Below are 12,790 nucleotides of genomic sequence, written 5' to 3'. Positions count from 1 at the left end.
AAACACTATGAACGCGAAAGTCTGGCTGGTGGGTGCGGGTCCTGGCGACCCCGAATTGCTGACCCTCAAGGCCGTGCGCGCCCTGCGCGAAGCCGACGTGGTGCTGATCGACGATCTGGTCAACGAAGCGGTGCTGGAACATTGCTCCGGCGCGCGCATCATCGCCGTGGGCAAGCGCGGCGGCTGCCGCTCCACGCCACAGGCCTTTATCCATCGCTTGATGCTGCGCTATGCGCGCCAAGGCAAATGCGTGGTCCGCCTCAAGGGCGGCGACCCGTGCATCTTTGGCCGGGGCGGCGAAGAGGCGCAATGGCTGCGCGAGCATGGCGTCGAAGTGGAGCTGGTCAACGGCATCACGGCCGGGCTGGCGGGGGCGACCCAGTGCGATATTCCACTGACCTTGCGCGGTATCGCCCGGGGCGTGACGCTGGTCACTGCCCACACCCAGGACGGCAGCAGCCTGAACTGGCAAGCCCTGGCACAGAGCGGGACGACCTTGGTGGTGTACATGGGGGTGGCGAAACTGAGCGAGATCCGCGAGCAACTGCTGGCGGGGGGCCTGGCAGCGGATACCCCCGTGGCCATGATCGAAAATGCCTCCCTGCCCCATCAGCGAGACTGCCGTAGCGACCTGACCTCAATGGAGGTCGACGCAGCGGCATTTCAACTCAAGAGCCCGGCGATACTGGTGATTGGTGCAGTGGCTGCGGCGGCCGAACTGGAAAAAAACCCATCTGAATGGCTCCAGGCTTCGGTCCTGTAACAACCCCTGCTCGCGAAAGCGGCGGCACATCAACATTGTCGCAAGCTGATACACCGCCATCGCGAGCAAGCTCGGCTCCCACAGGTCTTGTGTCCGCCACAAAAAACCACCGCACACCGCAGCTCCCACAGGTCTTGTCAGCTCGGGTAAATCGCAGGCAAGAAAAAGCCCGGCATAAGCCGGGCTTTTTCAAAGCTGTGGGCTAATTACTTAGCTTGGGCTTCAACCTGCGCTTCTACGCGACGGTTAACAGCACGACCAGCGTCAGTGGCGTTGTCGGCAACTGGACGGGTTTCGCCGTAGCCAACAGCCTGAACGCGGGACGATTCAACACCATACTGGTTGGTCAGAACCTGCTTAACGGCGCTTGCACGACGCTCGGACAGTTTCTGGTTGTAAGCGTCAGGACCGACGGAGTCAGTGTGACCTTCAACAGTGGTGGTGGTTGCTGGATACTGCTTCATGAAGTCAGCCAGGTTCTTGATGTCGCCGTAGCTGTTTGGCTTGACGGCCGACTTGTCGAAGTCGAATTTCACGTCCAGCTCAACACGTACGGTTTCAGCAACTGCTGGGCAGCCATCAGCGTCAACGGTAACGTTGGCTGGGGTGTCAGGGCACTTGTCGACGTTGTCGCACACGCCATCGTTGTCGCTGTCGGAGCAGACTTCAGCCGGAGCTGGAACTGGAGCAGCAGCAGGCTTGGAGCCGCCACCGAAGTTCACACCGATACCGACGCTTGGAGCCCACTCGGTGTCGCCCTGGTCGATGTTGTACTGAGCTTCAACACCGGCACGGGCGTAGAAGTTCTCGGTGAAATACAGCTTGGCGCCACCGCCAACGTTGGCGAAAGTCGAACGGTTACGACCGTTGCTGCCATTCTGGTCGATGCTCTGGTCGGAGAAACCGGCCGAAACGTAAGGACGCAGCATGTCGCCTGGGTTGTTGAAGTGGTACAGAGCGTCCAGAGCGGTGTTGGCGCCCTTGACGTTGGTGCCATCGTCGGTACGTGCGTTGTGCACTTCGTCGTAGGCCAGACGCAGTTCAACGTCGTCGGTCAGGAAGTAACCAACCGAACCGCCGAACAGGTTGCCGTTGTTCTTGAAGTTACGAGCGCTGTCGAATTGCTCTTTCTTGGCGAAGCCTTCGATTTCAACTGCGCCTTGGCCTTGTGCCAGCGCGCCGAACGAAGTAGCGGCAATAAGAGAACCAATGGCAAAGCCCAAGGTGTTTTTCAGTTTCATCCGTTAAATCCCCATCTGGTGATTGTGAAGCAGTCCCGCAAACCGGGGGACAACTCGGCGGCAAGTCTATCAGAACTTGCCTACACGTAAGAGATATTTGCGCCGAACTTAAGTTTCGGCAATACCCGCAAATTTCTCACGCAGCTTATCGAGAGCGCGCTTGTAACGCATTTTTGTCGCGCTCAAACCCATGTGCATTATGTCTGCGATCTCTTGGAATTCCAGTTCTGCGACAAATCGTAGCACCAGAATTTCACGGTCGATCGGGTTCACATAAACTAGCCAGCGATCGAGTCCACCCTTTTCCTCGGGCTTGGGCGCCTTTTCTTCAGACGCTTCCTCGAGAGGGTCAAGGCTCAAGGCGTCCATCAAGCGACGCTTTCGCCGTTCCTTGCGATACTGTGTGATGCATTCGTTGTACGTGATGCTATATAGCCATGTTTTAAACTTCGATTTCCCCTCGAAGTTCTTCAAGCCATACAACACCTTCAACATCACCTCCTGACAGACATCGTCAGCATCGCGATCGTTCCCCAGATAACGTGCACAAACGTTAAATAATGTACGTTGGTAACGACGCATCAACTCTTCGTAGGCACGTGTTACGTGGAACAGCTCCGTATGCGCGCGCGCGACCAACTCCTCATCAGAGAGATCACGGGGGTCATAGCGCATGGACAGCGATTGGGGTTTGTTCAAAACAAGTCGGGCCGACGGTCTAGGTCAATGTGCGCCGCAACCTGCGGTAGCAGGCATTTTGCGGCGGCATACATTAGCAGAGTTTGCCGGGTTAGCGGCTACTCACATGCTGCTCCAGCAGGATCCGATTGGAGAGCGACACCAGTTCGCCCTCCTCGGTCAGCAATGTGGTCTTCACCGTGCCGATCTCCTCGATCTGGCCTTCGACCTCTCCAACCCGCACCTGTTGCCCGACTTCATACAGTTCACGCACATAGATTCCCGCAAGAATCTGACCGGCGATCTCCCGGCTTCCCAATCCCATTGCCAGCGCAATCGCCAGACCAACGGTAATCAACACGATCACGATCACATGGTTGAGCAGGTCGGTCTTGACCTCCAACTGACTGATCGCGACAGAAATACTGATGATGATCACCAGGCCCTGGGCGATTCGTCCCAGGCCCGAGGCGTAATCCAGCCCTACACCTTCGGCTGCGCCGCGCACCAAGCCGTTGGCCAACTGAGCCAGCAGCACGCCGACCAGCAGCACCAGGGCCGCCCCGAAGACCTTGGGCAGGTACAGCGCAAGCATGTCGAGGGTGGCCGAAACCCGCTGGAGCCCCAGGGATTCAGCCGCAGAGACGAGAAAAATAAGCAACACGAACCAGTAGACAATCTTGCCCACCAGGGTCGAGATCGGTACCTGGATGCCGCCACGGGACAGCAGCTTGGTCAGGCCCGTGCCGCCCATCAGTCGATCCAGACCCAGTTTGGCCAGCAGCTTGGAAAGCAGCGTGTCCAGCAACTTGGCCACGACGAACCCCAACAGCACCACTACCAGGGCACCGAACAGGTTCGGGATGAAATTGGCCACTTTGGTCCATAGCGCAGTCATTGCCGCGACGAGGCTCTGGGTCCAGAGATTCAGTTCCATATTCAATCAGCCTTATCAGCGGTGCGGGTAACAGGTTTACGACGGGAAACCGGCAAGACATGCGCCGACCCGTTGTTCAAGGCGATCATCAGCGCGGGCAGCCAACGGCCCAGCAGACTGAACAGATCGCCCGCGCCGACCTGGCGGTTGGCGGTTTTCAGCACACGCCCCAGGCACGCATCGTCATCCCGACTGGACGGCGAGGCCTTGAGCATGTCACGCAAAGACTGTTCAAACGGATCGTGCATACGCACCTCTCGTGATGTCTGTGAAAGACGCGATCAAATTTCGTCGGGTCACATGAAACCTGTCACACCCAGCGCAGACGACGGAACAACCACCACTGTCCCAGGGCCACGCAGACCATCAGCAGGCAGGCGACCAGGAAGCCATAGGGGCTTTGAGAGAGTGGAATACCGCCGACATTGATGCCCAGCAGGCCCGTGAGAAAACTCATCGGCAGGAAGATCCCGGTGACGATGCCGAAGCGGTACATCGTCCGGTTCATGCGTACGGAAAGGCGCCGGTCTTCAGCCTCCAGCACAAGCCCCACGCGCTCCCGGGTCAATTCCAGCTCTTCGAGATAGCGGGTCAGGCTGTTGTTCAGTTCATTCCAGTAATCGCCGTCGTCCTCGACGAACCAAGGCAGTTTGATGCGCGACATCTTCCCGAAAATGTCCCGCTGCGGCGCCAGGAACCGCTTCAGTCCGGCGGCCCGACGACGAATGTGCAAAATGGCATCGTGCTCGGGTGCATACCGTTCGTCGGCATCGAGCATTTCCTCTTCGCCGTCGACGATTTCCGAAAGCTGGGAAACCAGATCCTGGACCTTGTTGGTCAGGTACTGCGCCATATAAAGGATGAGTTCCGACGCGGTTTTCGGTCCCTTGCCTTCGGCCAGGTGCGCCAGCAGCTCGTCCGTGGCGCGCAAAGGACGCAGACGCAGGGAGATCACGCGCTGGGCGGAGGCGAAAATCCGCACCGAGACCATGTCTTCCGGCTCCGCGCCCGGATTGAGGTTGATACCTCTGAGGAACAGCAGCAGCTCGGCCTCAGGCAACGGCAACAGGCGTGGCCGGGTGTTTTCCTCAAGCAGCAGATCGCAGTTGAACTCGCTCAGTCCACTGGATTTGCGCAACCAGGTATGGGTCTGCGGATGGCTGCGATCCCAATGCAGCCACAGGCTTTCGTGCGCCAGCAACTGCAGATCGTCGAGCTCGGTCCGGGCAATCGAACGCGCACCGCCCTTACCGTCCAGCACCAGGGCATGCACCAGCCCCCACTGCGCGTTTTCTTCCTCGAACATCCTCATCCCTTACGGCTTTGACGCTTCATTCAGGCATTTTCAGCGGACTTGGCGAGACGATCACACCGTTGTTGTCCGCATAGACATATTCGCCCGGACGAAACGTCACGCCGGCAAAGGTCACGGCCACATTGAGGTCACCGATACCGCGCTTGTCGGTTTTCATTGGATGGCTGGCGAGGGCCTGGACACCGAGGTCGGTCTGGGCGATGACATCCACGTCGCGGATGCAGCCGTAGATCACCAGCCCTTCCCAACCGTTTTTCGCGGCTTTCTCGGCCAGCATGTCGCCCAGCAGCGCCCGACGCAGGGAGCCGCCGCCATCGACGACCAGTACCTTGCCATTGCCCTTGAGTTCAACCTGCTCCTTGACCAGGGAGTTGTCTTCGAAGCACTTGATGGTCACGATTTCACCGCCAAACGAATCGCGGCCGCCGAAATTGCTGAACATCGGTTCCAACACCTGCACCAGGTCCGGATAGGCATCGCACAGGTCGGGCGTGAGGTAATGGTTCATCGAACAACTCCTGAAAGGCTGGAAACGTCAGACTGGATGAGCAACCGTTTGTGACCGGAACCGTTTAACGCGTCATAGCTTAGCCGCAAGCCGACCAGAGCGAAATGCCCTTGGCCTCAAACCGCCTCGGCCAGAACCGGCAGGGTTGCCGGTAAAGGCATGCTCTGTTCCTCCAGCCAACGCGCCACCAGAGGCCAGACCTCGGCGTGCGCAGCCTTGCTGACCAGCATCGCCACATGACCGAAATCGTCACCGAAGCCGTGTTCCCGGCCCAGGCAGACGAACTGCTTGCGCTCGGACCCCACCTGTTCGAAAAGCTTGCGGCAAGCCCAGGTCGGGTCCTGGAGATCGCCGGCGGCGCTTACTGCCAGCACCGGCACTTGCACATCGGCCAGGCCCGCCCACCAGTCTTTCTCGGCATCGCCAAAACGCCCGAACAAGCCGTACCAACGCATGCTCTCCAGGGCCAGGCCGATGGGCTCGTCCTCCGGGCCGCGCTTGAGTCGGGAGCCGGACAACTGCGCAAAACGCTTGAGAATGAAGCGTCCACTCCATTCCACCGGTGGAATTTTCAACGGCCAGTAGGTGCGGCTGACCTGGGTGCCGAAGAACGCCGCCGACGCCACGGCCGGTTCGCCCAGGTATTGGCCGCCCAAGGCTGCCGCCAGGGTGATGCCGCCCAGGGAATGGCCGATCCAGTGCGGCACCTGCCCACTCTGTTCGCGCACAAAGGCGCCGATGGCCGGCAGGTCGTAGCGGGCGTAATCGGCCACCCGATTGTTGCGGTAGTTCTGGTTGCGCTGGGACAGCCCATGGCCACGCATCTCGGGAATCCATACATCGAAGCCCAGGCGTGTCAGGTACGCCCCAAGGCCCAGGCCCTTGGGTGAATACCAGAAGCGGCGGTTGGAGAAGCTGCCATGCAGCAGGATCACCGGGACGCCACGGGTCTGGCCGGCGTCGGCCATGCCCAGGCGGGTGACAGCCAGTTCGACGCTGTAGTCCGGGCTGTTGCCGGGTTTCAAACGGTAGACGTCTTCGCTCAGATCGCCACGCCGCTCGGCGCTGATCAGGGCGACAGGAAAAAGGTCACTGCTGCTTTGCATAATACTCTTGCACAAAAAAGGGCGGCTTCCATCAGGAGCCCGCCCTACTTCAATCAAAAGGGACCTGGCGACAAACCCTCGTGGGAGCGAGCCTGCTCGCGAATGCGGTGGATCAGGCCCATTGATGGCGACTGATCCAGCGCTTTCGCGAGCAGGCTCGCTCCCACAGATTTGCAGCTCAACTCATCGGCATTGCCGTTAGAGGCCTCTCTCCACTCAGGCCGCGCCTTGGCCCTCGGCCAGGAAGAACCAGGTTTCCAGGACGGAGTCCGGGTTCAACGACACGCTTTCGATGCCCTGCTCCATCAGCCACTTGGCCAGGTCCGGGTGGTCCGAAGGGCCCTGACCGCAGATGCCGATGTACTTGCCAGCCTTGTTGCAGGCGGCGATGGCATTGGCCAGCAGCTTCTTGACCGCCGGGTTCCGCTCGTCGAACAGGTGCGCAATGATCCCGGAGTCGCGGTCCAGGCCCAGGGTCAACTGGGTCAGGTCGTTGGAACCGATGGAGAAACCATCGAAGAACTCGAGGAACTCTTCCGCCAGGATCGCGTTGGATGGGAGTTCGCACATCATGATCACCCGCAGGCCGTTCTCGCCACGGGCCAGGCCGTTTTCCGCCAGCAGGTCGACCACCTGGCTCGCTTCGCCCAGGGTGCGCACGAACGGCACCATGATCTCGACGTTGGTCAGGCCCATGTCGTTGCGTACGCGCTTGAGGGCACGGCACTCGAGCTCGAAGCAGTCACGGAACGTTTCGCTGATGTAGCGCGAAGCACCGCGGAAGCCCAGCATCGGGTTTTCTTCTTCCGGCTCGTAGAGCTTGCCGCCGATCAGGTTGGCATATTCGTTGGACTTGAAGTCCGACAGGCGCACGATGACCTTTTTCGGATAGAACGCCGCCGCCAGGGTGCTGATGCCTTCCACCAGTTTCTCGACGTAGAAGCCGACCGGATCGTCGTAGCCGGCAATACGCTTGTCGACGCTGTCCTTGATCTCTGGCGGCAAGCCGCTGTAGTTCAGCAGCGCCTTGGGGTGCACGCCGATCATGCGGTTGATGATGAACTCCAGGCGGGCCAGGCCCACGCCAGCGTTCGGCAACTGTGCGAAGTCGAAGGCACGGTCCGGGTTGCCGACGTTCATCATGATCTTGAACGGCAGCTCCGGCATGGCATCCACGGAGTTCTTCTTGATGTCGAAGCCCAGCTCACCCTCGAAGATGTAGCCGGTGTCGCCCTCGGCGCAGGAAACGGTCACGCCCTGGCCATCCTTGAGCAGTTGGGTGGCGTTGCCGCAACCCACCACCGCCGGGATACCCAGTTCGCGGGCGATGATCGCCGCGTGGCAAGTACGCCCGCCACGGTTGGTGACGATGGCGCTGGCGCGCTTCATCACCGGTTCCCAATCCGGGTCGGTCATGTCGGAAACCAGTACGTCGCCGGCCTGGACCTTGTCCATCTCCGAGACGTCCTTGATGATCCGCACCTTGCCGGCGCCGATGCGCTGGCCGATGGCGCGGCCTTCCACCAGCACGGTGCCGGTTTCCTTGAGCAGGTAGCGCTCCATGACGTTGGCCTGGGTGCGGCTCTTCACGGTTTCGGGGCGGGCCTGCACGATATACAGCTTGCCGTCGTCACCGTCCTTGGCCCATTCGATGTCCATCGGACATTTGTAGTGCTGCTCGATGATCATCGCCTGCTTGGCCAGCTCGCTGACTTCGGCGTCGGTCAGGCAGAAACGTGCGCGCTCGGCCTTGTCGACGTCGACGGTTTTCACCGAACGACCGGCCTTGGCTTCGTCGCCGTAGATCATCTTGATGGCCTTGCTGCCCAGGTTGCGGCGCAGGATGGCCGGGCGACCGGCTTGCAAGGTGCCTTTGTGTACGTAGAACTCATCCGGGTTCACCGCGCCCTGAACGACGGTTTCACCCAGGCCGTAGGCGCCGGTGATGAACACCACGTCACGGAAGCCCGACTCGGTGTCGAGGGTGAACATCACGCCGGCGGTGCCGGTCTCGGAGCGGACCATGCGCTGTACGCCTGCGGACAGGGCGACCAGCTTGTGGTCGAAGCCCTGGTGCACGCGGTAGGAAATGGCACGGTCGTTGAAAAGGGAGGCGAAGACTTCCTTGGCGGCGCGGATGACGTTTTCCACGCCACGGATGTTCAGGAAGGTTTCCTGCTGGCCGGCAAAGGAGGCATCGGGCAGGTCTTCGGCGGTGGCCGAGGAACGCACGGCGACCGCGATGTCGGGGTTGCCTTCGGACAGCTTGGCGAAGGCCGTGCGGATTTCGCTGTTCAGTTTCTCGGGGAACTCGGCTTCCATGATCCATTGGCGGATCTGGGCGCCGGTCCTGGCCAGGGCATTGACATCATCGACATCCAGGGCATCGAGGGCGTCGTGGATCTGCTGGTTCAGGCCGCTCAGTTCCAGGAAATCACGATAGGCCTGAGCCGTCGTGGCGAAGCCACCCGGTACCGAGACACCGGCACCGGCGAGGTTACTGATCATCTCGCCCAGGGATGCGTTCTTGCCCCCCACATGCTCCACATCATGGACGCCGAGCTTATCGAGGGAAACTACGTACTCTACCAAGGTGATCTCTCCACTAACTGTGTTGGAAAAGCTCAAGGCACCGGCGACTCCTGGGGAGCGTTGGCCGGCGATATGGCCTGGACCTGGAAAATAAGTGAGAATGCTGGCCACTGGCGGCCAGCAAATCGCGCCTATCATATCCAAGAATCGTCACTAGCTTAAGGCCCAAGGCGCAAATGAAACGATCTGCTTTCTTTATCTCCGATGGGACCGGCATCACCGCCGAAACCCTGGGCCAAAGCCTTTTGGCACAATTCGAAAACATTACCTTCACCAAGCTGACACGTCCGTACATCGACAGCGTCGACAAGGCGCGGGCCATGGTACAGCAAATCAATAAAGCCGCCGAAACCGACGGTTTTCGCCCGATCATCTTCGATACCATCGTCAATCAGGACATCCGTGAGATTCTCGCAACGTCCAATGGTTTCATGATCGACATTTTTTCTACCTTCCTGGCGCCCCTGGAGCAGGAGCTGAGCGAGCATTCTTCCTACTCGGTCGGCAAATCCCATTCCATCGGCCACAACTCCAATTACATGGAGCGGATCGAGGCGGTCAACTTCGCGCTGGATAACGATGACGGCGCCCGCACGCATTATTACGATAAGGCCGACCTGATCCTAGTGGGGGTGTCGCGTTGTGGTAAGACACCGACGTGCCTGTACATGGCGATGCAGTTCGGCATCCGCGCGGCCAACTATCCGCTGACCGAAGAAGACATGGAGCGCCTGCAACTGCCCAGCGCCCTGCGCGCCCACCAGCACAAGCTGTTCGGCCTGACCATCGACCCGGACCGCCTCACCGCGATCCGCAACGAGCGCAAGCCCAACAGCCGCTATTCGAGTTATGCCCAGTGTGAGTTCGAAGTGCGCGAGGTGGAAAACCTGTTCCGGCGGGAAAATATCCCCCACATCAACTCCACGCATTTTTCCGTGGAGGAGATTTCGGCGAAGATCCTGGTGGAGAAAGGCGTGGAGCGGCGGTTCAAGTAGCCACGGACACAACACTTGTGGGATTCGCGAAAATCCTGGATCAATGCTTCAACCGCCCGCCAGCGACTTGTGCATCGCAATGGCTGCGACACCACCAATGGCAAAGGCCTTGGCGCTTTGCTCAAACCCCAGGCGCCTATAGAACCCGTAGCTGGTGCCTGTGCTGTTTAGCCGCACCTGGGCGAGCCCGCGGCCACGCAACCATGCCTCGATATCCTGCACCAGCGCCCGCCCGGCCCCGCGCCGAAACCACTCCGGCTGCACGTAGCAGAATGCGATCCGACCACTGACCGAAGCCATCGCAATGCCCACCGGCCGCCCGTGCAGACGAGCCAGGGTCAGGCGCAACCGGGGCTCGGCCAGCCAGGGGCGAATACGCGCAAGGGTATTATTGCGGGTCCAGGCGGCTACGATGCGCGGGTCGTTACGGTGCTCCGCGGCACAACCGACCCGGATGGAGCGCTCGGCGATCCGGCTGATGATGCCGGCATCGCCGGGGGCGGCCGTGCTGATTTCGATGAAGGTGTCCATTGTCACTGTTTTCCTCAGTCCTTGAGTCGAGCTGAAAAAAACATAGACCCGGATAAGCCGGATGCGCCAATAGCAATGGTTGCAGAAAGCTTCGAGCGATCAGCTACCGAACCTGCACCTGTACCGGCATCGTCAACTCCACTCGCAGCCCGTCCGGACGGCTATCGAAATGCAGGCTGCAACCACAACGCTGGACAATGGCCTGGACGATCGCCAACCCCAGGCCGCAGCCGGTGCTCTGACCGTTGCGCCAGAAGCGCTGGGTCAGGTGCTGGATATCGTCGGCGGCAATGCCAGGACCGTGATCGCGGACCTGGAAACGCACCCGCTGGCCGACCATCTCCAGGCTCAGCTCCACGTCGGTACCCTCAGGGGTATGGCGCAGCGCGTTATCCAGCAGGTTGCGCAACGCCGCGATGGACAGCACCGCCGGCATCTGCACCGGCGCATCGGATACCCCGGCAGAGACATGCAGTCTGATTCGCCCGGGATCGCCACTGGCCGCATCCTGGATCGCCAGCCGCGCAACCTGCTCGGCATTGCATTGCACCCCATCGTCGAAGGACAGGCTGCCTTCCACCCGGGCCAGCAGCAGTAACTGCTCGAGCGTGCGATGCAACCGGTCGGCGCCCTCCTCGGCCCTGGCCAGGGACTGGTCGCGCGCGGCGCCTTCGGTCATTCGCGCTACTTGCAGGTGAGTCTTGATGGCCGTCAAGGGGCTGCGCAGCTCATGGGCAGCATCGCCGGTCAGCCTGCGCTCACGCTCGATGGTCTTGCCGATGCGTTGGAACAGCTGGTTTTGTGTCTCCAGCAGGGGGCGCAGCTCGCTGGGTAACGGATGGATCTGCAAGGGTTCCAGGGAGTCGGCATTGCGGCGCATCAGCGCATCGCGCATGCGATTGAGCGGCGCCAGGCCCTGGCCAATGCCCAGCCACAGCAGGCACAGGCAGCCAAGCAACGCCACACCCACCGGCACCGAAGCCGCCAACAGGATCGACATATTGAGGGCTTCCCGCTCGATCTGGCGGTCGGCGGTGGTAATGCGTACATCGCCCCGGGCCAGGGTGAAACTGCGCCAGGGCGCGCCGTCGATCATCTGATCGTGAAAACCCATTTTCTCGGCTTCCAGGACCTGTTCCGGGGTGCCGTGACTACGGGCCAGGATTTCGCCACGCAAGGAGCTGACCTGGCAGGCCATGCCACCGGGAATGCTCAATTGCTCGGCGCTGAAATGCGTGCCCTCGCCCTTGCTCGGCAACGGTGGCAACTGCTCCAGGAGGCCGGCGACCATCCGCGCCGACGCCACCAGGCGCTGGTCGAGGGAAAACATCATCTGGTTGCGCAGATCGCTGAGCATCCACGCCGCCGCCAGGGCCCAGATCAGGGTGAACGCCGCGCCGAGGGTCAGGCTCAGGCGCAATCGCAGGCTCATCACTTGGAAGGTTCTCCGCCATCGGCCGGTCCCAGGCGATAACCCAGCCCGCGTACCGTCTCGACAATCCCGTTGCCGAGCTTGCGCCGCAGGTGATGGATATGGACGTTGAGGGCGTTGCTTTCCAGTTCGTCGTTGAAGCCATACACGCTGTCCTTGAGCTGCTCGGTGGACAGCACCCGGCCACGACTGTGCAACAGCGCCTGCAACAGCGATTGCTCGCGCCGGGATAAATCCACCGGCTGGCCATCCAGGAGGGTTTCACGGCTGCTGGGATCGTAAGTCAGGCGACCGTGCTCGATCAGGTTGACGCTGCGACCCGCCACGCGACGCAGCAGGGTGTGCAGGCGCGCCGCCAGCTCGCGCAGGTCGAAAGGCTTGAGCAGATAGTCATCGGCACCGGCTTGCAGGCCGTCGACCCGATCGGTCACCGAATCCCGCGCGGTAAGGATCAGCACCGGAATCTCCAATCCTTGCTGGCGTAATTGCTTGAGCAGTTTAAGACCGTCCTCATCGGGCAACCCCAGGTCCAGCACCATGACGTCGAACTCGGCCACGCCGATCATCGCCCGCGCCGCCGAGGCCGACCCCACGTGCTCGACGGTCAGGCCCTGGGCCGTGAGACCGGCAACGATCCCGCTGGCGATCAGTTCATCGTCTTCGCACACCAGTACACGCATGGTAAGCCCCGT

At 60.9% G+C, this 12,790-nt stretch carries 13 protein-coding genes; 2 read left to right on the top strand and 11 right to left on the bottom strand.

Annotated features, from left to right (window positions below; all coding sequences use genetic code 11):
- Positions 1–7: 7 nt before the first annotated feature.
- Entirely contained in the window at positions 8–763 is a 756-nt protein-coding gene (gene cobA / locus LOY35_RS09055) for a uroporphyrinogen-III C-methyltransferase (protein WP_258632004.1), read from the top strand.
- Between the two features lie 206 nt (positions 764–969).
- Here cobA and LOY35_RS09050 read toward each other — a convergent pair whose 3' ends face one another.
- The 8 genes from LOY35_RS09050 to ppsA form a co-directional block, all read right to left on the bottom strand.
- Positions 970–2,004 (bottom strand): OmpA family protein, encoded by a 1,035-nt coding sequence (locus LOY35_RS09050; protein ID WP_258632003.1) that lies wholly within the window; start codon positions 2,002–2,004, stop codon positions 970–972.
- 108 nt (positions 2,005–2,112) lie between these two features.
- The gene (gene sigX, locus LOY35_RS09045; RefSeq protein WP_024776749.1) at positions 2,113–2,703 is read right to left on the bottom strand and encodes an RNA polymerase sigma factor SigX; all 591 of its coding nucleotides are present in this window, start codon (positions 2,701–2,703) and stop codon (positions 2,113–2,115) included.
- Between the two features lie 91 nt (positions 2,704–2,794).
- Complete coding sequence (locus LOY35_RS09040; RefSeq protein WP_041021634.1) at positions 2,795–3,619, bottom strand: mechanosensitive ion channel family protein; 825 nt, start codon at positions 3,617–3,619, stop codon at positions 2,795–2,797.
- Between the two features lie 2 nt (positions 3,620–3,621).
- The gene (locus LOY35_RS09035; protein ID WP_258632002.1) at positions 3,622–3,867 is read right to left on the bottom strand and encodes a CrfX protein; all 246 of its coding nucleotides are present in this window, start codon (positions 3,865–3,867) and stop codon (positions 3,622–3,624) included.
- A 62-nt stretch (positions 3,868–3,929) separates the two neighbouring features.
- A complete protein-coding gene (locus LOY35_RS09030) occupies positions 3,930–4,925 on the bottom strand; it encodes a zinc transporter ZntB (protein ID WP_258632001.1) in 996 nt (331 codons plus the stop codon).
- A gap of 25 nt (positions 4,926–4,950) precedes the next feature.
- A complete protein-coding gene (gene rraA, locus LOY35_RS09025; RefSeq protein WP_041021633.1) occupies positions 4,951–5,442 on the bottom strand; it encodes a ribonuclease E activity regulator RraA in 492 nt (163 codons plus the stop codon).
- A 116-nt stretch (positions 5,443–5,558) separates the two neighbouring features.
- On the bottom strand, positions 5,559–6,548 hold the full coding sequence (locus LOY35_RS09020; protein ID WP_258632000.1) for a lysophospholipase: 990 nt from the start codon (positions 6,546–6,548) through the stop codon (positions 5,559–5,561).
- Positions 6,549–6,764: 216 nt separating this feature from the next.
- Positions 6,765–9,140, bottom strand: coding sequence for a phosphoenolpyruvate synthase (gene ppsA, locus LOY35_RS09015; RefSeq protein ID WP_258631999.1), 2,376 nt, complete (start codon positions 9,138–9,140; stop codon positions 6,765–6,767).
- A 176-nt stretch (positions 9,141–9,316) separates the two neighbouring features.
- Here ppsA and LOY35_RS09010 point away from each other — a divergent pair, with 176 nt between their 5' ends.
- A complete protein-coding gene (locus LOY35_RS09010) occupies positions 9,317–10,135 on the top strand; it encodes a pyruvate, water dikinase regulatory protein (protein ID WP_042732259.1) in 819 nt (272 codons plus the stop codon).
- Positions 10,136–10,183: 48 nt separating this feature from the next.
- Here the strand turns inward: LOY35_RS09010 and LOY35_RS09005 are convergent, their stop codons facing one another.
- The 3 genes from LOY35_RS09005 to LOY35_RS08995 form a co-directional block, all read right to left on the bottom strand.
- The gene (locus tag LOY35_RS09005) at positions 10,184–10,666 is read right to left on the bottom strand and encodes a GNAT family N-acetyltransferase (RefSeq protein ID WP_258633533.1); all 483 of its coding nucleotides are present in this window, start codon (positions 10,664–10,666) and stop codon (positions 10,184–10,186) included.
- Between the two features lie 103 nt (positions 10,667–10,769).
- Complete coding sequence (locus LOY35_RS09000) at positions 10,770–12,101, bottom strand: sensor histidine kinase (RefSeq protein ID WP_258631998.1); 1,332 nt, start codon at positions 12,099–12,101, stop codon at positions 10,770–10,772.
- The gene (locus LOY35_RS08995; protein WP_047701500.1) at positions 12,098–12,778 is read right to left on the bottom strand and encodes a response regulator; all 681 of its coding nucleotides are present in this window, start codon (positions 12,776–12,778) and stop codon (positions 12,098–12,100) included. Before LOY35_RS08995 ends, LOY35_RS09000 begins: the two co-directional genes overlap by 4 nt.
- Between the last annotated feature and the right edge of the window lie 12 nt (positions 12,779–12,790).

The organism is Pseudomonas sp. B21-028 (assembly GCF_024749045.1).
Classification (GTDB): domain Bacteria; phylum Pseudomonadota; class Gammaproteobacteria; order Pseudomonadales; family Pseudomonadaceae; genus Aquipseudomonas.
Note: the sequence above shows the minus strand (reverse complement) of the source record. Positions and strands in the feature narration are given on the sequence as shown.

Excerpts from the sequence above, each read along its gene's own strand:
- cobA (WP_258632004.1), top strand. The coding sequence starts at position 8 with ATGAACGCGAAAGTCTGGCTGGTGGGTGCGGGTCCTGGCGACCCCGAA.
- LOY35_RS09050 (WP_258632003.1), bottom strand. The coding sequence starts at position 2,004 with ATGAAACTGAAAAACACCTTGGGCTTTGCCATTGGTTCTCTTATTGCC.
- LOY35_RS09040 (WP_041021634.1), bottom strand. The coding sequence starts at position 3,619 with ATGGAACTGAATCTCTGGACCCAGAGCCTCGTCGCGGCAATGACTGCG.
- LOY35_RS09035 (WP_258632002.1), bottom strand. The coding sequence starts at position 3,867 with ATGCACGATCCGTTTGAACAGTCTTTGCGTGACATGCTCAAGGCCTCG.
- LOY35_RS09030 (WP_258632001.1), bottom strand. The coding sequence starts at position 4,925 with ATGTTCGAGGAAGAAAACGCGCAGTGGGGGCTGGTGCATGCCCTGGTG.
- rraA (WP_041021633.1), bottom strand. The coding sequence starts at position 5,442 with ATGAACCATTACCTCACGCCCGACCTGTGCGATGCCTATCCGGACCTG.
- LOY35_RS09020 (WP_258632000.1), bottom strand. The coding sequence starts at position 6,548 with ATGCAAAGCAGCAGTGACCTTTTTCCTGTCGCCCTGATCAGCGCCGAG.
- LOY35_RS09010 (WP_042732259.1), top strand. The coding sequence starts at position 9,317 with ATGAAACGATCTGCTTTCTTTATCTCCGATGGGACCGGCATCACCGCC.
- LOY35_RS09005 (WP_258633533.1), bottom strand. The coding sequence starts at position 10,666 with ATGGACACCTTCATCGAAATCAGCACGGCCGCCCCCGGCGATGCCGGC.
- LOY35_RS08995 (WP_047701500.1), bottom strand. The coding sequence starts at position 12,778 with ATGCGTGTACTGGTGTGCGAAGACGATGAACTGATCGCCAGCGGGATC.